Here is a 21,948-nt window from a genome sequence, read left to right as displayed (position 1 = left end):
CCGCACAGAGAGAAACGTTCGTTCAACCAGCGATGGCACGGTCGGCCGACAACTTGCCGGCGCCTTCGATCAATACCGCGATGCTGCCACCGAGCAAAGCCAGGGCGAACTCGTAGCCGTTGTTGGCCATGAACAGACCATGGCTGATGTGCACCGAAAAGATCGCCACCAGCGAAAGGAAGGTCAGGCCCAGCGCTGCCGGACGGACCAGCAGGCCAATGATCAGTGCCAGACCGGCAAAGAATTCAGTCCCGCCCGCCAGTGTCGCCATCAGGTAACCCGGCGTCAGGCCCACACTTTCCATGTACTGCGCAGTGCCGGCCAGGCCGTAGCCACCGAATGCCCCGAAGAGTTTCTGCGAGCCGTGCGCGGCGAAGATGATGCCGACGAAAATTCGCAAAACGGTCAGGCCATAGCCAGCGCGGGTAAACAGAACCTTGTTGATCAGTGTGCTCATGCTGTGTCATCCATTGTCAGTGTGTGTTGGTTGGCCGCCATATTAATCAGTAAAAATCATACTTAAAGCGCAAAAAGCCGCTCTAACAGTTCAATTTATTCGATCATTTACGTAGGGCAACCTTTTGCCCTTGGGGCTCCAACGACACCCGCTCCCGATCGAATGCCAAGTAGTACTTGTTTACGCTATTAACATAGCTGACAGGTCCCATTCCCACCTGCTCCATGGCGATGCGCTCGACCTGGAAGAACCACTGATTGGGATTCAAGCCCCGTCGCCGCGCCTCGGCGCGCATCCCCTGAACCCGCTCCGGGCCGATGTTGTAGGCCGCCAGCACAAACGCCATGCGCTCGCGCTCGTTGAGCTTGGGACTGGAGAAGAACTTGCGACGAATCATCGCCAGATACTTGGCCCCGGCCTGCACATTGGCATCAAGATCCTGAATATTGCTGACCCCGACACGCTGGGCCGCGGACGGCGTGATCTGCATCAGGCCGGTCGGGCCGCCACCACTACTGGCCTTGGGTTGCAGGGCGGTCTCCTTGAATGCCAGCGCCGCCAGGTTCAGCCAGTCCATATCCTGGGCGTCGGCATGTTTCTGCAACACCGGCCGAAGCTTTTCCAGACGCTGACGGTCGGCCTTGGCCAAGGGATAGTGCACTTGATAGAGGCGTCGATAAATTCGCAGGAAGGCAGCGTCCTGGTCCGATGGTTTTTTGTAGCCGGTCAGGAAGCGATCAATGCTGGCCCGCAGCATCGACGCGTCACGGCGCACGAACCAGTATTCCTCACCCGGATCGCTGATCAGCACCTGCTTGTCGAAACGCAGTTTCGGCAGGATCTTGCCCCAACGCTCGGCAATCGGTTGCTCGACGATGGTCAGGTGAAAGATCCCGCCCTGAACCATCTCCAGCACGTCCTCGACCGCCAGGCTTGGGTCGACCCACTCGATATTGACCGGCGGCAGTTTGTGCAGGGCAAGTTTCTGATTGATCTGGCTGACGGCATCGCCGGCAGCGCTGCCGGTGGGTAAGGCCAGGGTTTTACCTGACAGCTGTTCGAGGCGGGTGTAGCGGCGCTCGCCCTTGATTCCTACCAGCACCAATGGGATGTTGCTGGCAATCGGCTCACTGGTGCTGACGGCATAACCCGCTCGCAGATCGAGCAACTCCCCTGGCGCCACCAGGTCGCCCTCCCCGCGCTGCAACGCGCCGAGCAGTTGGTCCTTGGCCTTGGGGATGATCTTGAGGGTGATTTCCTGACCGTCACGGGCGTGGTCGTTGAGGTATTGCTCGAAGGCGCGCAAGCGGTGGTATTCGACGCCGATAGCCTGGCCCTGGACTTCGCCGGAGCTGTTGCGGCTCTGGTTGACCAGCACGCGTAGCACGCGACTGCTGCGGATTTCCGTCAAGTCGCGCACTTTGGTCGCCGGTACGGCTTGCAGTGGCCCGGGCAGACGCGCAACCGCCGACATCGGCAGCAGCAGCGAACAACACAGCAGTAGCAAAACCGAGGGACGAATCATCCACTCTCCGCAAAGAATTCGGGTCGACCACATGAGTGTTGTCATGCAATCAAACGACAGAAACACAGCGCCTGTAGCGCTGGGAAAGTGCGAAAGACTGGCACAATGATGGCACCTTGACCATCCCGTCCTTCACACGTCTCAAGAGGTCAGTTCAAAAGACCGTTATAAGTCGTTGTAGTTCTTGGTTTTTCTTATAAATCTACAGCTCTGATATGCTTTGCGGCCTTTGGTCCGAGGTAGCACCATGCAACTCATCGATATCGGCGTCAACCTGACCAACCCCAGTTTTGCTGACAAACACCAGGCTGTACTCGACCGCGCCTATGCCGCCGGGATCTGTCAATTGGTGCTCACCGGTACCAATGTCGAGGGCAGCGAGCAGGCCTTGGAGCTGTGCCGGCAACTGGATGACAGTGGGCAACGGCTGTTCGCCACCGCCGGCATCCACCCCCACGTCGCCAGTGACTGGAACGCTGACAGCGCCCGCCATCTGCGCGGTCTACTGAAGGAAACGAACGTGGTGGCCGTGGGTGAATGCGGCCTGGACTTCAATCGTGACTTCTCGCCGCGCCCGCTGCAGGAGAAAGTCCTCGAAGAGCACCTGGCGCTGGCGGTCGAGTTGCAGCTGCCGGTATTCCTGCACGAGCGTGACGCCAGTCAGCGACTGCTGGAGATCCTTCGCGATTACCGCGACCAATTGCCGGCCGCGGTGGTGCACTGTTTTACCGGGGAAAAAAAGGCGCTGTTCAGTTACCTCGATATGGACCTGCATATCGGTATTACCGGCTGGATCTGCGACGAGCGCCGTGGCACACATCTGCATCCACTGGTGAAAGAAATCAAGCGTGGGCGCCTGATGCTCGAAAGCGATGCACCTTACCTGCTGCCGCGCAGCCTGCGTCCCAAGCCGAAGAATGGTCGCAACGAGCCGGCGTATTTGACTGAAGTGTTGCGTGAGGTGGCGTTGCATCGTGGGGAGACTGAGGAAGACCTGGCGGCTCACACCACCGCCTGCGCACGGGCATTTTACGACTTGCCCACCATTCCCCTGTAGGAGTGAGCCTGCTCGCGATGAGGGAGTGTCAGTCAACAACGTTGGCGGCTGAAACAATGCTATCGCGAGCAGGCTCACTCCTACATTTGTCCGAGTTCACCATTGACCCATATCAAGATCTGAATACCTGCATAGCGGCACAATAATGGCACCTTGCCAAAACTGTTTCCGCTATCAGAGAAGACCTCCATGGGTGCCTGGCTTAGCAATATCTCGCTGAAGTACAAATTCTGGGCGGTGAATGCCGTCGCCTTCGTCACCACCCTGCTCCTCGTGCTGTACGCCGTGCAGCTCGAACAACAGGTCCGCAGCCAGGCCGCTCTGGCATCGGCGCAGGCCCAAGCGCGCTTGCTCAGCGCCTGGCCTGCCGGGCAACCTCTGCCTAATGCCGAGAACCTGCTGACCTTCAGCCGCGGCCAGGCGCCGGTGCTCAATGGGCAACCAATACTGGAACTGGCCGATGCAAACGGCTGGGTTGATAACAACGCCATGCCGCTGGCGGGTGCCAACCTGCTGCTGGGTGCCGAGGTCTTCACGCGCGCAGACGGCCAGCAGATCGCGGTGATTGCCCATGGCCCGAGCCTGAGCCAAGTGTTCGGCGAGCGCTTCGCCAATTACGCCGTAGTGGTGTTCATCCTGATGCTGGCGATGCTCGGCGCCTCGCAATTGCTGATCCGCTTCCTGCTCAGCCAGCTCAACACCTTGAAAGACGTGATGCTTCACGTCGAGAAAACCGGCGACCTCTCGGCCCGTGTCCCCCTCTGCGGTAGCGATGAAGTCGGGCAAATGGCCAACGCCTTTAACGCCATGCAGGCTGGCTATCAACGGGTGGTCAACACCGTCGCCAGCACCGCCCGACAACTGGACGACGGCGCCACTCGGCTGGCATTGAGCATGGATGAAGTGCGTCACGGCATGCTTGGCCAGCAGAGTCAAACCGATCAGGCCGCCACGGCGATCAATGAAATGACCGCCACTGTGCACCACATTGCCCAGCACGCCAGCGCTACCCGCGACCTCTCGCAATCGGCCGATACTCTGGCCGGCAGCGGGCAGGAAGTAGTCATGCGCGTCCAGAAGTCGATTGCCGGGTTGTCTACCGGGGTGCAGCAGACCGCCGAGATGATTCAGCGTCTGGCCGAAGACAGCCAGAAAATAAACGGTGTGGTCAATGTGATTCACAGCATTGCCGAGCAGACCAATCTGTTGGCGCTGAATGCAGCGATCGAAGCGGCCCGTGCCGGTGAAATGGGTCGCGGCTTTGCTGTAGTCGCCGATGAGGTGCGCAACCTGGCCAAGCGTGTGCAGACCTCCACTGACGAAATCACCGTGATGGTTTCTGCGTTGCAAGCCGGAACGCGGGACGCTGTGGATTTCATGCAGGAGAGCTCGTTTAAGGCCGACGACTGCGTGCAACAGGCGCAAGAGGCTGGCGCGGCTTTGGCGCAGATCACCGGGGCCGTGGCGCAGATGCGTGAAAGCAATACGCAGATCGCGGTGGCGGCCGAGCAGCAAAGTCAGGTGGCGCAAGAGATGAACCGCGCGGTGGTGAGCATCCGCGATGTGACCGAGAACACCGTGCAACAGACGGTTGGGTCGGCGACTACCAGTAATGAGTTGGCGGCGTTGGCTGGGGCGTTGAGCAAGGCGATAGGGCAGCTCAAGCTGTAAGGGCCTCTTCGCGGGCAAGCCTCGCTCCTACAAGGTTGCGGCGCTCACAGAGGTTGCCTTGTAGGAGCGAGGCTTGCCCGCGAAGGCGTTCGTGCGGACAACATCAATATTGCCCATGCCCCCTATCATTCCGATAGCCAACCTTGATTCGCCGCCCGTATTTACCGGGCCTATTCTTCAATCATGTGTTCAACATGGACTTGAGGAAAAACATCATGGGCAAACGTCACCCCAACCTTCCCGCCTGGCAATGGCGTGCCTACCCGAACAATCACCAGCACCCGACCAATCTGGTGCTGCACCTGATTGCCGTGCCGCTGTTTATCGTGGCGTTTCTGTTGATTGTTTCCGGGGTGTTCGGCCTGAGTCTGGCGAACTTCGCCATTGGCGTCATTGGCGTGATTGCAGCGCTGGGTTTGCAGCGTCACGGTCACAGCCTGGAAGCGCAGGCTGCCGAGCCGTTCAGCGATCGCAAAGATGCGGTATCGCGCTTGCTGGTCGAGCAGTTCCTGACCTTTCCGCGGTTTTTCCTCAGTGGTGGCTGGTGGCGCGCCTGGCGTGAGCGCCACCGCCGTCACTGATCAGGCGGCCGTTGATCAGGCAAAGACAGTCACCGTTTGCCGGCTTATGGCAATTAACCGGCCTTCCACGTCCCACAGCTTCGCCGCCGCGTGGCCATAACCGTCGGCGGCGTGTTCGGTTTCGACCAGGTATTTACACCAGTCCAGCGTGCTCAGTTCCAGCAATGGCTGCACGAATTCGATGGTCCAGGTCAGTGTGCTGCCCATCGCCGGCTTCTTCAGAAACGGCATCACGGCCGGTGGCCAGGCATCCACCAGCGCCAGAATGTGCGCCTCGCTGACTGCCTCTTCCTTCACATCGCCGCGCAAACGCACCCAGCCGCCCATCTGCCGCGAGGTGCTGCCACTGAATGGCAAGCCACCCACACTCCAGCGCATCGCCAGGTGCCGCATGAACTCCGGGATAACACCTTCAATGAAAGGCAGCTCCTGACAATCATCCCAATGTTTCATCTGCGGTGCCGGCTCAGCCGTCACCGTCACTTGCGAAGGCCGCGAGGCACCGAAGCTGCCCTGGATCAAGGTCACCACCTGGCCCTTCTGCATGGCCCGGCCCAGCACCTGGCTGACAGCCTTGCCTTCGCGCAACACATCCACCTCAAAACTGACCGGCACTTCGGGCTCGACCGGGCCAACGAAGGTGATCGCCAGCGAGCGCACCGGACGATCCGCTGGCACTTTCGCGCGCATGGCTTCGTACTGCAAGGCAGCCACCAGGCCACCGAAGCTGGCGCGCCCTTGCGCCCATCCGGCCGGGATAGACAGCTCCAGCGGCTGGCGGCGGACGGCATCGAGCAGATCGCAAAAGCGCATGAAAACCTCAGGTGCAAGAAAAAGATAAAGGGATCTTAACCAGCCGGCGATGGCTGTACAGCGCGTATTCCGGCCAAATTGACTGACAGATGAGCCGCGCAAGACTCACGCCCTACACAAAACCCTGTAGGAGCTGGCTTGTCGGGTCGCCGCATCGCAGCGAATGCGGTGTGTCAATCGACACAAATTCGACTGACACACCTTCGCCAGCAAGCCGGCTCCTACAGGAGGTCTGCGGTGGTTTCAGGGTTTGAAACAGGCCTTGTCGAGTTTGTCCAGGACACGGTCGGCGCGCTGTTCGGCCTCGGCCATGGTGGTTTTCCAGACTGCGACACAGGGCTGCAAATCCGCTTCCTGCTCAGCCCTTACCAGCCATTGCCAGCAATCGTGCCAATCGCCCAGTGCGCCCTGAGCCGACTTCAGTCTGGGCATCGCAGCTTTCGGCAAACGGTCCAGTTCGGGATAGGCTTCGATGCCATAACGCACGCGCTTGATCAAAAGCCGCAGACGATGACGGTCGTGGGCGGGATCGTGCAGGGCTTCGTCGAGTTTCTTCCACTGTTTGGCCAGGCGCTTTTCGATGCACTTGCCCAAGCCCTTCAGTAGTTCTTGACGCTGGGCCGCCCGCAAAAACCGTGGGAAGGCGTCGAGGATCATCAGCAACTGCGCAAGCTCCATGCTTTTCGCCACTGCCGGATAAGCCTCGGCCATTTGTGCCATGCGCCGTTGCGCGGCTTGCAGTTGATCGTGCTGGAGCAAATACGCCGCCAGCACCTCGCGATCGCGCAATGGCGTGGTCAGCGCGCCGACGCCGGATGCCGCCGCTTCCAGCTGTTCGACGCCGGGCAAGCCGCGCAATGGCCGTAGCAGGCTACGCAACCGGCGCACCGTGATGCGCAGGTCATGCAAGGCTTCAGGGTCGGTGCGGGCACTCAAGCGGGCTTGACAGGCCAGCAGACGAACTTCCAGGCCCAGGACATGGGCCACCAACCGATCAATCATGAGGATTTACTCCGTAAACAACACCAACACTGTAGGAGCTGGCTTGCCAGCGATAGCGACCTCAAGGTCGCGGTGATATTTGAGGCCCTATCGCCAGCAAGCCGGCTCCTACAGGATTAGCAGTGTTTTTAACGGCCCGCGCGTGACTCACGAATATAGAAACGCGCCTTCTCGGCTTTGTGGGTACAGCCTTCAAAACCTTCGAACTGCTGCTGGGTCTTGGCGGCGGTTAACAATGACAGGGCCTTGGAATAGCTGACGGTCCCGGCAAAACCCTCGGCCTTGGCCAGGTCCAGTTCATGCCATGCTGCGTCGAGCCCGCTACCGCAACTGTCGCGATATGCGGATTTGCCGGCACAACCAGCGAGTGCCAGGGCAATCAAGGGCACACAGATCCAGGCTTTCATTCATTACACCTCAAAGATAGGAAACAGTCATGCATGTAGGACGGTCTGACGCGGGAAAAGTGCCGTCCATCGCCTGCGCAAACTATAGGGCTGGCGAGAATAATCAAGTGCCGCCATGAGCTGTCGAAAAAACGACGCGCTCACCCCACCGAACGACCTTAACGATTGAAGCGTGCCCCTCGATGGGTGCATTGTTGAACCATTCGAACGAGGGCGATTCATGAAAAAGCGTGTCGCACTGGTATTGGGCTCGGGTGGAGCCCGGGGTTATGCCCATATCGGCGTTATCCAGGAGATCGAACGGCGTGGCTATGACATCGCCTGCATCGCCGGTTGCTCCATGGGGGCTGTGGTCGGCGGGATCTACGCCGCCGGCAAACTCGATGAGTATCGCGACTGGATCGAAAGCCTGGATTACCTCGACGTGCTGCGACTGGTGGATGTCAGTTTTCGCCTCGGCGCGATTCGCGGGGAAAAGGTATTCGGACAGATCCGCAAGATCGTCGGCGAGATCAATATTGAAGACCTGCGCATTCCCTACACAGCCGTGGCCACCGACCTGACCAACCAGCAAGAGATCTGGTTCCAGGAAGGTTGCCTGCACCAGGCCATGCGCGCCTCGGCGGCGATTCCCAGCCTGTTTACCCCGGTGATGCAAGGCAATCGCATGCTGGTGGACGGCGGCATTCTCAACCCTTTGCCGATCGTGCCTGTGGTGTCGAGCCATTGCGATCTGATCATCGCGGTCAACCTCAATTCCACCAACCAGCGTCACTATCAAATGCCGGTGATCGAGCGTCCTGCCGCATTCAAGTCCCGTTTCGACAGCCTGATCAGCTCGCTCGGTTCAAAAATGCCTTTCCGGCGTACGCAAGCGGAGAAATTAATCCGTTTGGAAAAGGAAGCGCTATTGGCGGAGGCGGCCGAGATCAATCCCTGGGTCGAATCCGCCAAACCCGACGCCCAACAACCGGCAGCTGCACCCGAACGCGACGGCGCGCCGAAGTCCGCCACCGGTTCGTTCATCATCGACAACGTCGGGCCGGCGTCCTTGCTGGATCTGATTAACCAGAGTTTCGAGGTGATGCAGACCTCGTTGGCGCAGTACAAGATTGCCGGGTATCCACCGGACGTCCTGATCAACGTGCCGAAGCGGGTATGCCGGTTTTTCGAGTTCTACAAGGCGCCGGAATTGATCGCCCTAGGGCGGGAGATTGCGCGCGATACGCTGGATCGCTATGAGAATGAGCGGGATGCCTGAGGTTATCCGTTGAATGTGAGGGCCTCTTCGCGGGCAAGCCTCGCTCCTACAGGGATTGTGATGAACCCAGACCCGTAGGAGCGAGGCTTGCCCGCGAAGGCGTCCGCTCGGACAACACAAATCTCAAATCCCACCCTCACTCAACAATCGATACCCCACTCCTGCCTCGGTCACGATAAACCTCGGTTGGGTCGGATCATCCGCCAGTTTCTGCCGCAAATGCCCAACCACGATCCGCAGGTAATGGCTGTCTTCGGTGTGGGTCGGCCCCCAAATGTCCTTGAGCAATTGCTGCTGGGTGATGACCCGTCCCGGATGCCGTGCCAGTTGCGCCAGCACCGCGTATTCCTTGCGGGTCAACGCGACTTCACTGCCGTCGAGCAAAACCCGACGATACGCCAGGTCTACCGTCAACGGGCCGAAGGTAAGCGCCGCTGGCTGTACTTCGCCCACCGGTGCCTGGCGCAACAACGCGCGTATCCGCGCCAGGAACTCCTGAATACCGAAAGGTTTGGTCACGTAGTCATTGGCGCCACCGTCCAGCGCTTCAACCTTCTGCCCTTCGCCGGCACGCACCGAGAGCACCAGTACCGGCACGGTTGACCACTCGCGAAACTCACGCAGCACCTGTTGCCCATCCATGTCTGGCAAACCGAGGTCGAGCACCAACAGGTCCGGCTTGTTCAGCGCGGCCTGGGCCAGCCCTTCGTTGCCGGTCCCTGCCTCCAGCACTTTGTAACCCTGGGAAACGAGGCTGATGCGCAGGAATTTGCGGATCTGCGGTTCGTCGTCGATGACCAAAATAGTCGCGGTCTGGCTCATGAATTCACATCAAAAAGGTCAAGTGGCAAAAGAGTAGCGTAAGCAGAATCAGGCTTCACCTTCGGCTCTTAATTTTCAAAGGCCGGCTGAGCTTGCAAGGGCAGGTGCAAGGTGATGCAAGTGCCGCGCCCTTCGATACCGTCTGCGACGCTGATCCGCCCGCCATGGGCACCGACCATGCCCTGACAGATCGCCAGCCCAAGCCCCGTGCCCTGCCCGCCACGATCGCCGCGGGCGGCGGTGTAGAACATGTCGAAAATCTTCGCCCGGTCCGCTTCCGGAATTCCCGGCCCTTCGTCGCTCACCGAGAAAAACAGCTCAGTGTCATCAGCGCCGGCACTCAATTGCAAACGTCCGTGGGACGGCGAGAAACGCGCGGCGTTTTCCAGCACATTGATCAGCGCTTGCTCGATCAGCGCGGCGTGGACAAATAGCAGCGGCAGTTGCGCCGGCACTTCAGTACTGACCTGCAATGGCGCCAGCACCGCGCGCAGGCGATTGAGCGCACTGCCGACGATATCCGCCGGCGATACCCAGTCCCGCGCCAGTTTCAGGGCGCCGTGGCCGAGGCGGGTCATGTCCAGCAGGTTCTGAATGTAGCGGTCGAGGCGTTCAGCTTCATCGCGGGTGCCTTCGAGCAGCTCGCGGCGATCCTCCAGCGGGATCGCTTCGCCGAGAGACAACAGACTGTCGATGCTGCCGCGCATGCAGGTCAGCGGCGTGCGCAAATCGTGGGAGACCGAAGCCAGCAAGGCGCTGCGCAGTTGCTCGGTTTCGCCATGCAGCCGCGCCGCCTCCAGGTCATCGGCCAGTTGCGCACGGGCCAACGCCTGAGCCAGTGGTTGACTCAATGCCGTCAATAAACGCCGACGCTGGCCGCTCAAGGTCTGGCCTTCTTTTGCACACACCCCGAGCAACGCCAGTGGACCGTCCTCTACCGACAACGGCCACCACCACCAACGCCCGAACGGCAAGGTGCCGGTGCCCGCGCCCGCCGGTTGATCGTGTTGCCAGGCCCAATCGGCGGCGGCGCGCTCGGCTTCGGTAAACTCCAGCGGGCCACCGGTTTCGACTTTCCAGCCGCTCTGAGCGTCGCGATTGAGCAGGCACAGTTGCAGGTCGCTCCAGCCAGTGAGGTGCTGGGCCGCCGCACTGACCACGGCCTGACGGTCGGTGGCGGCGGTGAGTTTGCGCGACAGGTCGAGCAGTTCGCTGGTCTCTTCCTGGGTGTCGCGCAAAGCCTGCAATTGCCGCCGTTGCCGCGCCGCGAGGTTACCGGTAAGGGCCGCCATCAGCAGGAAAAACAGCAAGGTCAGCACGTCTTCTTCGCGCTGGATGCGGAAGGAAAAATTCGGTGGAATGAACAAAAAGTCGTAAGTCAGGAACGACAGCGCGGCACAGGCCAGCGCCGGGCCGAGGCTGCTGCGCACCGCCACCAGCAACACGGCAGCGAGGAACACCAGTGAGATATTCGGCAGCGGCAAGACACTCGCCACTGCCCAGGCCAGGGCACTGGCCAGAACCGTCGCGACCACGGCGAGGCATAGTCGAACCACACCAGCGACTGCATCGAGTGCTGACGCGGCTGATGCTGTTCATGCTCACTGTCGATGACGTTGATTTCCAGCCCGCTGGCAGTGCGTAGCAATCGCGCCGCCATACCGCCGCCGAACAGGCGTCGGCGCAAACGCGGCCGGGACTGGCCGACCAGAATCAAAGTGGCACGGCGTTCGGCGGCGTGCTGGATCAGGGTTTTCGCCACTTCGCCGGCCCGCAGTAACACCACTTCGCCGCCAAGGCGTTCGGCCAATTGCTGGGCACTTTGCAAGCGCAGGCGCGATTGCTCATCACGCACGCTGCCGTTGTCCACATGCACCAGGCTCCACGGCAAGTGCCGACGCTGGGCGACGCGGCTGGCGTGGCGCACCAGCCGTTCGGCCTGGGCATCGCCATCGACACCGACCAACAAGCGACCGCGCACTGCTGGGGCAGCCTGACCGAGCTGACGATAACCCTGGGCCAGATCGTTATCGACCTGGGCCGCCGCGGTTTGCATCGCCAACTCCCGCAGCGCGGTGAGGTTGGTCTGGGTGAAGAACGCGTCGATCGCTGCCCGCGCCTGCTCCGGCACGTAGACCTTGCCTTCGCGCAAACGCTCGAGCAACTCGCGCGGTGGCAAGTCGATCAGCAGCAGTTCGTAGGCTTCCTGCAGCACCCAGTCCGGCAGTGTTTCGCGGACCTGTACGCCAGTGATGCCGCGCACCTGGTCGTTGAGACTTTCCAGATGCTGGACGTTGACGGTGGTGAACACGTCGATGCCGGCGGCGAGCAGTTCCTGAATGTCTTGCCAGCGTTTGGTGTGGCGGCTGCCAGGCGCATTGGTGTGGGCCAGTTCGTCCACCAGCACCAGTTTCGGTTTGGCGGCCAGCAAGCCGTCGAGGTCCATTTCTTCGAGCATCACGCCACGGTATTCCGAGCGCAGCAGTGGTTGCTGCGGCAAGCCGCCGAGCAGCGATTCGGTTTCTGCGCGGCCGTGAGTTTCGACGACTCCCGCGATGAGCTTCACGCCTTGGCGTAACTGGGTGTGGGCGGCTTGCAGCATGGCGTAGGTCTTGCCGACTCCGGGCGCCGCGCCAAGGAAAATTTTGAGCCGGCCACGGCCATCGCGGGGCAGGTCTGCTAACAGCGCGTCGGCGCGGCCGGAGTCGCTCATGTTTGGGGATCTCTTTATTCAGGTCTTCATGTAGTGACTGTTCTGTCGCCTTCGCGAGCAAGCCCGCTCCCACAGGAGAATGCATTCCAAATGTGGGAGCGGGCTTGCTCGCGAATGGCCGCGCCACTGTTTTACAACTTTTCAAGCGCCATGTTCAGCGCCAACACATTCACCACCGGCGGCCCCACGAGCGGCTGCTCGATGTGCGCGTCCAGCAGGTTTTGCAGAGTCGCCACCGGCAGGTTGCGCGCCGCGGCGACACGCGCCAGTTGATAGGCAATTGCGGCCGGTGGCAAGTGTGGATCGAGGCCGCTGCCGGAGGTAGTGATCATTGCCAGCGGCACCGGCCCTTGCCCTGGCACCAGCAGTTTGTTGGCGTCGTCGATCACGCGAGTGGCCAGGGCCGGGTTGCTTGGCGACAGGTTGCTGGCGCCGCTCGACACGGTGGCAAATGCACCGGCCGATGGCCGTGGGTGGAACCAGGCGTCACCGACGAAATCCTGGGCAATCAGCGACGAGCCGCGGACCTTGCCGTCGGCATCGCGGACCAGGCTGCCATTGGCCTGATCCGGGAATGCAACCTGGGCCACACCCGTGACCACCAAGGGATAGGCGACGCCGGTGATCAGGGTCATCAGGACCAGCAAGCTCAGGGCCGGACGTATCATTGTGGACATTTCAAAATCCTCGAATTCGGGTAACAGATCAACGTTCATCCAACGGGACCGTGGCGTATTCATCGCGAGCAAGCTTGCTCCTACGGGGCGGTGTCGTTCGCGGGATTTGCGAACACCTCGAAACCTGTAGGAGCCGGCTTGCTGGCGATCGAGCGCGTAGCGCTCGCCACAATCAAACCAGATGCAACGCCGTCAACAGCATGTCGATAAGCTTGATGCCCACGAACGGCACCAGAATCCCGCCCAGTCCATAGATCAGCAGATTGCGTCGCAGCAATGCCGCCGCGCTCGCCGCCTGCACCCGCACACCGCGCAATGCCAATGGAATCAGTACGACGATGATCAAGGCGTTGAACACGATCGCCGAGAGAATCGCACTCTGCGGGCTGCTCAGATGCATGATGTTCAGCACACCAAGTTGCGGGTAGATCGCGGCAAACAGGGCCGGCAGGATCGCGAAGTACTTGGCCACGTCGTTGGCGATGGAGAACGTGGTCAACGCGCCGCGGGTCACCAGCAATTCCTTGCCGATCTGCACCACGTCCAGCAGCTTGGTCGGGTCGCTGTCGAGATCGACCATGTTGGCTGCCTCGCGCGCGGCCTGGGTGCCGTCGTTCATCGCCATGCCGACGTCAGCCTGGGCCAGGGCCGGGGCGTCATTGGCGCCGTCTCCGCACATGGCGACCAGGCGACCGTCGTTCTGCTCGTGACGAATGCGCGCCAGTTTTTTCTCCGGTGTGGCTTCGGCCAGTACGTCATCCACACCCGCTTCGGCCGCAATCGCCGCAGCGGTCAGCGGGTTGTCGCCGGTCACCATGACCGTGCGGATCCCCAGTTTGCGCAGTTCGGCGAAACGTTCGCGGATGCCGGGTTTGACCACGTCCTTGAGGTGGATCGCGCCAAGCAATTTACCGTCGGCGCACACCAGCAACGGCGTACCGCCACTCTGGGCAATCTTGTCGATCTCCCGGGATAGCGACGCGGCCAGATCGGCGCGTTTGAGGCCGACGAAAGCCAGCAGCGAATCCACTGCGCCCTTGCGATACACGCGACCCTGATAGTCGACACCCGACAACCGGGTTTCGGCGCTGAATGGCACAGCAGTCAGCAACTCAGCGGCCGGCTCAGGCTGCGGTTGGGTACCACGCAGATACTCGACAATGGATTTACCTTCCGCCGTGTCATCGGCCAGCGAGGCAAACAAAGCGCCCTCGGCCAGTTCCCTGGCAGTCACGCCCGGTGCAGGAACAACAGCGGTGCAACGACGGTTACCGAAGGTGATGGTGCCGGTCTTGTCCAGCAGCAGAACGTGCACGTCCCCCGCCGCTTCCACGGCGCGACCGGATTTGGCGATCACGTTCAGGCGTACCAGGCGGTCCATCCCGGCGATACCGATGGCGGACAACAGGCCGCCGATGGTGGTCGGAATCAGAGTGACCAATAACGCCACCAGGAACACCAGCGGCAGGCTGCCATTGGCAAAATGCGCGAACGGTTGCAGCGTGACCACCACCAGCAGGAAGATCAGCGTCAGGCCAATCAGCAGGATGTCGAGCGCCACTTCGTTCGGGGTCTTCTGGCGTTTGGCGCCTTCGACCAGGGCGATCATACGGTCCAGTGTCGATTCACCGGGGTTGGCGGTGATCTTCACCAGCAGCCAGTCGGATACCAACCGGGTGTTGCCGGTGACGGCCGAGCGGTCGCCGCCGGATTCACGGATCACCGGCGCCGATTCACCGGTGATCGCCGCTTCGTTGACCGCGGCGATGCCTTCGATCACTTCGCCGTCACCGGGGATCATCTCCCCCGCTTCGACGCGGACCACATCGCCCTTGCGCAGGCTGGTGGCCGGCACCACTTGAAAGGTGCCGTTGCTGGTTTTGCGGCGGGCGCTCAAGCCTTCGCTCCCGGCCTTGAGACTGTCGGCGCGGGCCTTGCCGCGACCTTCGGCCAGGGCCTCGGCGAAGTTGGCGAACAGCACGGTGAACCATAGCCAGACCGCGATTTGCGCGGCAACGAATGTCGGCACTGCAGTGTCGGGAATGAAGCACAGTACGGTGGTCAGTATCGCCGTCAGTTCGACCACCAGCATCACCGGCGCACGCTGTAATTGCCGTGGGTCGAGCTTGACGAAGGCTTGCAGCAACGCCGGTCGCCAGAGGGCCGAGATCGCGGTTTTGGGTTGTTCCGGCGCCTTGACGACGGGCGCTTTAGTTACGGGCATATTCATCATTAGCTCCTTAGAAGCCCATGCTCAGATGTTCAGCAATCGGACCCAACGCCAGCGTCGGCAAGAAGGTCAAACCACCCACCAGCAAAATGGTCACGGTCAGCAGCGTCACGAACAGCGGGCCATGGGTCGGGAAGCTGTTCTGGCCGATCGGTGCGGTTTTCTTCATCGCCAGGCTGCCAGCCAAAGCCAGAACCGGGAGGATGTAACCGAAACGACCGATCAACATGCTCAGGCTCAGCATCAGATTGTGGAACGGCGTGTTGGCGCTGAAACCACCGAACGCGGAACCGTTGTTGGCACTGGCCGAGGTGTAGGCGTAGAGCAACTGGCTGAAACCGTGGGGGCCGGGGTTGCTCACAGCAGCCATCGGGCCTGGCAGGCTGGCTGCGATTGCGCCGAGCACCAGGGTACCCACCGGCATCACCAGTAATGTCACCACCAGCAATTGCACTTCCTTGGCTTGCAGTTTTTTACCGAGGTATTCCGGGGTACGGCCAATCATCAGGCCGGCAAGGAACACCGCGATCAACACGTTGAGCAACATGCCGTAGAGGCCGGCACCGACACCGCCGAAGATCACCTCGCCGACCATCATGTTGACCAGCGCGACCATGCCGGTCAGCGGGTTGAGGCTGTCGTGCATGGCGTTGACTGAACCGTTCGATGCGGCCGTGGTGGTGACCGACCACAGTACCGTGGCGGTGGTGCCAAAACGTGCTTCCTTGCCTTCCAGCGGCGCGGTCTGTTCGACGGCAACGTTGTTCAAGGTGGGATTCGGTTGATACTCGGCCCACAACGAGGTGGCGCCGCCGATCAGGAACAGCGCAAACATGCAGGCGACGATCGCCCGGCTCTGACGCAGGTCCTTCACGTAGTGACCGAAGGTGAATACCAGCGCGACGGGAATCAGAATGATCGACGCCAGTTCGAACAGGTTGGCCCAGGCCGTCGGGTTCTCGAACGGATGCGCCGAGTTGACGCCGAAGAAGCCACCACCGTTGGTGCCCAGTTGCTTGATCGCAATCTGGCTGGCGGCAGGCCCGAGCGGGATCACCTGATCGACGCCCTGCATCGTCACCGCATTCACGTAGTGCGCGAAGGTTTGCGGCACGCCTTGCCACACCAGGTACAGCGCCAGCAACAGGCACACCGGCAGCAGGCCGTAGAGGGTAGCGCGGGTCATGTCGACCCAGAAGTTACCCAGGGACTGGGTGGATTTGCGACCGATACCGCGGCAAAGAGCAACCAGTACGGCGAGGCCGGTGGCGGCGCTGACGAAGTTCTGCACGGTGAGGCCGACCATCTGGCTCAGGTAGCTCAGGGACGCTTCGCCGCTGTAGGCCTGCCAGTTGGTGTTGGTCATGAAACTGATGGCGGTGTTGAACGCCAGTGTCCACTCCTGGCCAGGCAGGTTTTGCGGGTTCAGCGGCAGATGGTCCTGGAACAGCAGAATCGCGAACAGCAGCAGGAAACCCGCGAGGTTGAACGCGAGCAAGGCCAGGGTGTACTTCTGCCAGCTCTGTTCGGCCTGCGGATCAACCCCGGCCAACCGGTAACAGCCACGCTCGACCGGGCCGAGGATCGGCGTCAGCCACGTGCGCTGGCCTTCCATTACCTTGTAGTAGAAGCGCCCGAGAAACGGCGCCGGGACCAATACCACCGCGAAAAACGCGAGGATCAGCCAATAGTCATAACTGTGCATAGCCGCTCCTAGTTCCGGTCCGCGCGCAACAGCGCAACCAACAGATAAATGAACAGCCCCACTGCCAAAAGCAGTGACACCCCGTCCAGAACGCTCATGGAAGTTCTCCGTGTTACGGCGTATTGCCGTGTGTGGAGGTATTGTCGGGAGGGAGGGTGTAAAGGAGCGAGATCGAGGGGTGTGGCGGGGCATAAAGAAAGCGTAAAGAATGGGTTTATGGCTTTGTTACAGCGGTGGCTGGACTTGCCCGCGAAGGCGGCAGAATGGGCACCAATGCCTTCAAATCCCTCAGGGTGTTACCCACAAAACTAAAAGCAGATCAATAATCCATTGCACCACCCCATTCATGCCGACAAGCTATGTCCATTCGCGTTAACGATTGACTGAAAAAGACTGGCCATCATGCGTATCCTCATCACCGGCGGTGCCGGGTTCATTGGCTCTGCCCTGATTCGTAGCGCAGGAACACGGCGAGACCTACAAAATCGGCGGACACACATCGGTGAGGCTGACTTGATTCCATGAGAATTCTCATCAGCGGCCAGCGGGGTCAGGTTTCACGCGAGTTACAGAGTCGACTGGAAGGGGTCGGCGAGTTGATCGTGCCGGGACGCGATCAGCTTGATCTGACGCAGCCCGAGCAGATTCGCCAACAGGTACGAAACCTTCGTCCCGACCTGATCATCAATGCCGCGGCCCATACTGCGGTCGACCTGGCTGAACGCGAGCCACAAACAGCCTTTGCCATCAACGCGCTGGCTCCCGGCATATTTGCCGAAGAAGCCTTCGCACTCGGCATTCCGCTGATTCACTACTCCACCGATTATGTATTCGACGGCAGGAAGGTCGGACCTTACACCGAAGAAGACACACCAAACCCGCTCGGCGTCTATGGCAAGAGCAAGCTGGCGGGTGAGCGGGCCATTACGGCTGTGCAAGGCAAATATCTTATTCTGCGCACTAGCTGGGTTTATTCGACCCATGGCCGCAATTTTCTGCTGACGATGCAACGCCTGCTGCAAGAGAAACCCGAGCTACGTATTGTCACCGACCAGATTGGGGCGCCTACCTGGGCAGGCACCATCGCCAATAGCACCCTGGCCCTGATCGAACGCTGGCAGGCGGGTGGGCCCGCTACCTGGGGTACGTATCATTTGACCGCCAAGGGTGAAACCTCCTGGTTTGGCTTCGCCCAGGCGATTTGCGAAGCACTGCGACAACAGGGCAAGCCTTGCGCAAAGTTGCTACCCATTCCTTCAAGCGAGTATCCGACCCCGGCCGCCCGACCACTCAACTCATGCCTGGATTGCAGCCGCCTGAAACGGGAATGGGGCGTCGGGCAACCTGACTGGCAAACCGCGCTGCGCGAGTGTCTTGCCGGGCAAGCCTGAAGAAAAAAACTTGCCCTCGAAGACGGCAAAAAAGGCAGCTTCGCCCGCAACTGGCGCACAAATATGAAGCTATCGCGCACCGATCATCCCCGATACGACAGCTTTCATCACTTTACGACGCACCATGACAAAATGGCACGCCCACTGCACCGCCCTCCCCCGAGCTGTCCAAACCGTTCAGGGAGCAAATACATGAACACACAACTCAAGCCCACACTGGGCACGCTGCACCTATGGGGCATTGCGGTTGGGCTGGTGATTTCCGGGGAGTATTTCGGCTGGAGTTATGGCTGGGGCGTGGCCGGGACACTGGGTTTTTTGGTGACCTCGTTCATGGTCGCCACCATGTACACCTGTTTCATCTTCAGTTTCACCGAGCTGACCACCGCGATTCCCCATGCCGGTGGCCCCTTTGCCTACAGTCGTCGCGCCTTTGGCGAGAAAGGCGGATTGATCGCCGGGCTGGCGACGCTGATCGAATTCGTCTTCGCGCCGCCAGCCATTGCGCTGGCGATTGGCGCTTACCTCAACGTGCAGTTCCCTGCACTCGACCCTAAACATGCCGCGGTCGGCGCCTATATCGTATTCATGGGACTGAACATCCTCGGGGTGAAGTTGGCGGCGACTTTCGAGCTGGTGGTCTGCGTCCTGGCGGTGGCTGAGCTGCTGGTGTTCATGGGCGTGGTCGCCCCGGCCTTCAGCTTCAGCAACTTCGCCCTCAATGGCTGGGCCGGTTCCGATGTGTTCGGCGAACCGGCGATTGCCGGGATGTTCGCGGCGATTCCGTTCGCAATCTGGTTCTTCCTCGCCATCGAAGGTGCGGCCATGGCCGCCGAAGAGGCCAAGGACCCGAAACGCACGATTCCCAAGGCCTACATCAGCGGCATCCTGACCCTGGTATTGCTGGCGATGGGCGTGATGTTCCTTGCAGGTGGCGTCGGCGACTGGCGCACCCTGTCGAACATCAATGACCCGCTGCCGCAGGCGATGAAAACCGTAGTCGGCGAAAGCTCAGGTTGGTTGCACATGTTGGTGTGGATTGGCCTGTTCGGGCTGGTCGCCAGCTTCCACGGGATCATTCTCGGCTATTCGCGGCAGTTCTTCGCCCTCGCCCGCGCCGGGTACTTGCCGACATCCCTGGCCAGGTTGTCACGCTTTCAAACGCCGCATCGGGCGATCCTCGCCGGCGGCGTGATCGGCATTGCGGCGATCTACAGCGATGGCCTGATCAATCTCGGCGGTATGACGTTGACGGCAGCGATGATCACCATGGCGGTGTTCGGCGCGATCGTGATGTACATCATGAGCATGCTCAGCCTGTTCAAACTGCGTAAGACCGAACCGAACCTGGAGCGCACCTTCCGCGCGCCCTGCTACCCGCTGGTGCCTTTCATTGCACTGGTGCTGGCGGTGGTGTGTCTGGTGGCTATGGCCTGGTTCAACACGTTGATCGGGCTGATCTTCCTCGGTTTCATGGCGGCGGGTTTTGTGTACTTCGTCCTCACCGCACAACTGCGAGCAGATGCACCGGCGGATGTGATGTTGACCGGGCTGTAAAACAATCAATGTAGGAGCGAGCCTGCTCGCGAAAAACCTGAGACCGTCGCGGGATACCTGCCAACCAGCATTATCGTTGACGACCATCGCGAGCACGCTCGCTCCTACAGGGTTGTACGCTGAACCTGACATAACAGGCATACAATGGAACCACTGCGAAAATAAAACGCTCAAAGTGGTATGCACGATCGGTTGGCGAAACCCGCCAAACGGCCTGCCTTCAAGGAGAACTCTATGCCCTGGTATGCCTGGTTGATTCTGATCGTTGCTATCGGCTCGATCGTCGGTGGTTTGATGATGTTGCGTGACACCGCCACCAAGGTCGATCTGACCGAAGAACAGCGCAGACGCGTGGCTGAGCGCAACGCGGAAGCGGATGCAAAGGATGCGCAGGACCGCTGAAAAACACCGAACCGCCTCTGCTTCTGTAGGGGCGAGCGGGCGGCGATCCGACTTGCCCGCGAAGGCGTTCTCGAGGACGCCTTCGCGGGCAAGTCGGATCGCCGCCCGCTCGCTCCTACAAGTCCGGTGTTTGCCGATTACTTTTCCCAATCAGCTTTGGCGATGTGCAAGCCATGCAGCCCCTTGTACGCCGCACGCTCCGGCTGGCTCCAGCCCTGCAGCAATGAATCCTCCAGCCGATAAATTTCTACCCCCAGCGGACGACACACGCTCAGCGGGTCCTGTGCATCCGGCCCCCACATGGCCATCGACAGATCACCGCCCGGGCAAGTCGACAGTGCACACAGCAGATCGATCTCGGCAAAGAACTCCAGGTAGTCCCCCTTCTGCGCCGGACAGGCTTTCATGAAGTACATGTCGTCATGGTTCAGGCCCGTGCACTGGAAAATGTTCAGCACGTCGTGCACATCGAATTCAGTCAGGCCGTGGGGCAGTACCGCGCGGGTCAGATTGGAGTGGCAGTGATGATGAAAATCTTCGCCGGTGAGCATTTTGTTCACATAGGGATCGCAACGGGTGCCGAGCAAATCGTGCAAGCGACCGCCATGTTCATCAATGCCATAACCGGCCAGGCTGTCATCGGTGATGGTCACCAACGGGCGTAAAAACGGCAGGTTCGACCAGAGCCGATCGTGAGTGCTGACATGAGCGCCCTGCAATTGCCGGGTGCGCGAGGCCCACAGGCGTTCGCGCGGATCGTGGGCGTTCCACACGTTGAAGTCACCCACTTGCGGGCCGACAGGAGTCGTAACCCTGAACACATGCCCGGCCGGGACCTTCCAGGCGCGTCCGGTGCGAATCGGCACTTCGAACGATTCGATCAGCGTGCGCCCGTCCTTGGCGTCGCGCACCCGTTCGTAAAAGGCCTTGTCCACCTGCAAGGCCGAGCCTTTGCTGACTTGGTAGGCCGCCGGATAGTCTTTGTACATGGCACGAATCCTCGATCAGTGATGAGAAGAAGGGGCAAGCATTTGCAATAGCAGGTGTTCGGAGTCGTCGAGATAACGGCTCATGGCATCTTCGGCGGCGTGTTTGTCACCCTCCACCAGCAGCTCATGGATCTGTCGGTCACGAACCAGCCAGGGCGCCTGAAATTTCGACTCGTCGGGAGCGGTACAGAACACCAGGCGCAATTGCGCAACGACGTTGGTGAAGAACTCATCGAACAACGGACTGTGCAGCAACCCGACAATGTGTTGATGAAATGCCAGGCTGTGGGTGCCGACAGCGCGCCAGTCTTCGCGCTCCCGAGCCAGCTCGGTGCCCTCGAGAGCTTCGAGCATCCGGTCGGATTGATAGTCGCGTAGTGCGCGACTCGTGCTGATAGCCTGCAGTTCCAGCGTGCGCCGGACCTTGAACAGGTCCCGCACATCATCAAAACCCAAGCGGCGCACCATCACGCCTTTATTGCGCACATAGCGAGTCAGTCCTTCCTGCCCCAGCCGGTGCAAGGCTTCACGAATAGTATTGCGCGAAGCGTTGTAGGCACATACCAGATCGTTTTCCACCAGTGCCATGCCGGGCAACAAACGACCGCCAATGATGTCGGCACGTAATTCCAATGTAATGTGATCGGCCAGTGACAGTCCGCTGCTCATACTCATTGCCTCAGGATTG

The 21,948-nt window shown here is 60.5% G+C and carries 19 protein-coding genes and 1 pseudogene; 7 read left to right on the top strand and 13 right to left on the bottom strand.

From position 1 onward, the window contains the following. Window positions 1-22 precede the first annotated feature (22 nt). The gene (locus CES87_RS15760; RefSeq protein WP_128606837.1) at window positions 23-457 is read right to left on the bottom strand and encodes a DoxX family protein; all 435 of its coding nucleotides are present in this window, start codon (window positions 455-457) and stop codon (window positions 23-25) included. Between the two features lie 103 nt (window positions 458-560). After that, window positions 561-1,982, bottom strand: coding sequence for a transglycosylase SLT domain-containing protein (locus tag CES87_RS15755; protein ID WP_128606836.1), 1,422 nt, complete (start codon window positions 1,980-1,982; stop codon window positions 561-563). 247 nt (window positions 1,983-2,229) lie between these two features. On the opposite strand from CES87_RS15755, the gene CES87_RS15750 reads away from it, so the two are divergent. The 3 genes from CES87_RS15750 to CES87_RS15740 all read left to right on the top strand — a co-directional run bounded on the left by CES87_RS15750 (window position 2,230) and on the right by CES87_RS15740 (window position 5,291). Next, window positions 2,230-3,039 (top strand): TatD family hydrolase, encoded by an 810-nt coding sequence (locus CES87_RS15750; protein ID WP_128606835.1) that lies wholly within the window; start codon window positions 2,230-2,232, stop codon window positions 3,037-3,039. A gap of 189 nt (window positions 3,040-3,228) precedes the next feature. After that, complete coding sequence (locus tag CES87_RS15745; protein ID WP_128606834.1) at window positions 3,229-4,710, top strand: methyl-accepting chemotaxis protein; 1,482 nt, start codon at window positions 3,229-3,231, stop codon at window positions 4,708-4,710. A gap of 215 nt (window positions 4,711-4,925) precedes the next feature. Further along, the gene (locus tag CES87_RS15740; protein ID WP_128606833.1) at window positions 4,926-5,291 is read left to right on the top strand and encodes an Mpo1-like protein; all 366 of its coding nucleotides are present in this window, start codon (window positions 4,926-4,928) and stop codon (window positions 5,289-5,291) included. A gap of 15 nt (window positions 5,292-5,306) precedes the next feature. Here CES87_RS15740 and CES87_RS15735 read toward each other — a convergent pair whose 3' ends face one another. From CES87_RS15735 to CES87_RS15725, 3 genes are all read right to left on the bottom strand, one after another. Further along, window positions 5,307-6,104 carry an acyl-CoA thioesterase II gene (locus CES87_RS15735; RefSeq protein WP_128606832.1) on the bottom strand — a complete coding sequence of 266 codons (798 nt, stop codon included), beginning with the start codon at window positions 6,102-6,104 and terminating at the stop codon, window positions 5,307-5,309. A 243-nt stretch (window positions 6,105-6,347) separates the two neighbouring features. Continuing rightward, window positions 6,348-7,106 carry a CHAD domain-containing protein gene (locus CES87_RS15730; protein WP_128606831.1) on the bottom strand — a complete coding sequence of 253 codons (759 nt, stop codon included), beginning with the start codon at window positions 7,104-7,106 and terminating at the stop codon, window positions 6,348-6,350. Window positions 7,107-7,234: 128 nt separating this feature from the next. Next, window positions 7,235-7,513, bottom strand: coding sequence for a hypothetical protein (locus tag CES87_RS15725; RefSeq protein ID WP_128606830.1), 279 nt, complete (start codon window positions 7,511-7,513; stop codon window positions 7,235-7,237). Between the two features lie 220 nt (window positions 7,514-7,733). On the opposite strand from CES87_RS15725, the gene CES87_RS15720 reads away from it, so the two are divergent. Then, complete coding sequence (locus CES87_RS15720; protein WP_128606829.1) at window positions 7,734-8,774, top strand: patatin-like phospholipase family protein; 1,041 nt, start codon at window positions 7,734-7,736, stop codon at window positions 8,772-8,774. A gap of 123 nt (window positions 8,775-8,897) precedes the next feature. Here the strand turns inward: CES87_RS15720 and CES87_RS15715 are convergent, their stop codons facing one another. The 6 genes and pseudogenes from CES87_RS15715 to kdpF all read right to left on the bottom strand — a co-directional run bounded on the left by CES87_RS15715 (window position 8,898) and on the right by kdpF (window position 17,019). After that, on the bottom strand, window positions 8,898-9,596 hold the full coding sequence (locus CES87_RS15715; RefSeq protein ID WP_128606828.1) for a response regulator: 699 nt from the start codon (window positions 9,594-9,596) through the stop codon (window positions 8,898-8,900). Window positions 9,597-9,664: 68 nt separating this feature from the next. Then, window positions 9,665-12,309: pseudogene (locus CES87_RS15710) on the bottom strand (DUF4118 domain-containing protein). Window positions 12,310-12,440: 131 nt separating this feature from the next. Beyond that, window positions 12,441-12,986, bottom strand: coding sequence for a potassium-transporting ATPase subunit KdpC (kdpC, locus tag CES87_RS15705; RefSeq protein ID WP_128606827.1), 546 nt, complete (start codon window positions 12,984-12,986; stop codon window positions 12,441-12,443). 172 nt (window positions 12,987-13,158) lie between these two features. Further along, complete coding sequence (gene kdpB / locus CES87_RS15700; RefSeq protein WP_128606826.1) at window positions 13,159-15,216, bottom strand: potassium-transporting ATPase subunit KdpB; 2,058 nt, start codon at window positions 15,214-15,216, stop codon at window positions 13,159-13,161. Between the two features lie 10 nt (window positions 15,217-15,226). Beyond that, window positions 15,227-16,921, bottom strand: a complete 1,695-nt coding sequence (kdpA, locus tag CES87_RS15695) for a potassium-transporting ATPase subunit KdpA (protein WP_128606825.1) — start codon at window positions 16,919-16,921, stop codon at window positions 15,227-15,229. Window positions 16,922-16,929: 8 nt separating this feature from the next. Beyond that, entirely contained in the window at window positions 16,930-17,019 is a 90-nt protein-coding gene (gene kdpF, locus CES87_RS15690) for a K(+)-transporting ATPase subunit F (protein ID WP_007899818.1), read from the bottom strand. 423 nt (window positions 17,020-17,442) lie between these two features. Between kdpF and rfbD the strand changes: the two genes are divergently transcribed. The 3 genes from rfbD (at window position 17,443) to CES87_RS15675 (ending at window position 20,271) form a co-directional block, all read left to right on the top strand. Beyond that, window positions 17,443-18,312, top strand: a complete 870-nt coding sequence (gene rfbD / locus CES87_RS15685; protein WP_128606824.1) for a dTDP-4-dehydrorhamnose reductase — start codon at window positions 17,443-17,445, stop codon at window positions 18,310-18,312. 192 nt (window positions 18,313-18,504) lie between these two features. Next, a complete protein-coding gene (gene eat, locus CES87_RS15680; protein WP_128606823.1) occupies window positions 18,505-19,869 on the top strand; it encodes an ethanolamine permease in 1,365 nt (454 codons plus the stop codon). A gap of 234 nt (window positions 19,870-20,103) precedes the next feature. Further along, the gene (locus CES87_RS15675; RefSeq protein WP_080758146.1) at window positions 20,104-20,271 is read left to right on the top strand and encodes a DUF2897 family protein; all 168 of its coding nucleotides are present in this window, start codon (window positions 20,104-20,106) and stop codon (window positions 20,269-20,271) included. 137 nt (window positions 20,272-20,408) lie between these two features. Here the strand turns inward: CES87_RS15675 and CES87_RS15670 are convergent, their stop codons facing one another. Beyond that, complete coding sequence (locus tag CES87_RS15670; protein ID WP_128606822.1) at window positions 20,409-21,260, bottom strand: DUF1989 domain-containing protein; 852 nt, start codon at window positions 21,258-21,260, stop codon at window positions 20,409-20,411. Between the two features lie 15 nt (window positions 21,261-21,275). Next, window positions 21,276-21,929, bottom strand: coding sequence for a GntR family transcriptional regulator (locus tag CES87_RS15665; protein ID WP_128606821.1), 654 nt, complete (start codon window positions 21,927-21,929; stop codon window positions 21,276-21,278). Window positions 21,930-21,948: the final 19 nt, after the last annotated feature.

Origin of the sequence: Pseudomonas sp. ERMR1:02 (assembly GCF_002277815.1) — a bacterium.
Classification (GTDB): domain Bacteria; phylum Pseudomonadota; class Gammaproteobacteria; order Pseudomonadales; family Pseudomonadaceae; genus Aquipseudomonas.
This window is presented reverse-complemented; position numbering and strand designations above follow the sequence as displayed.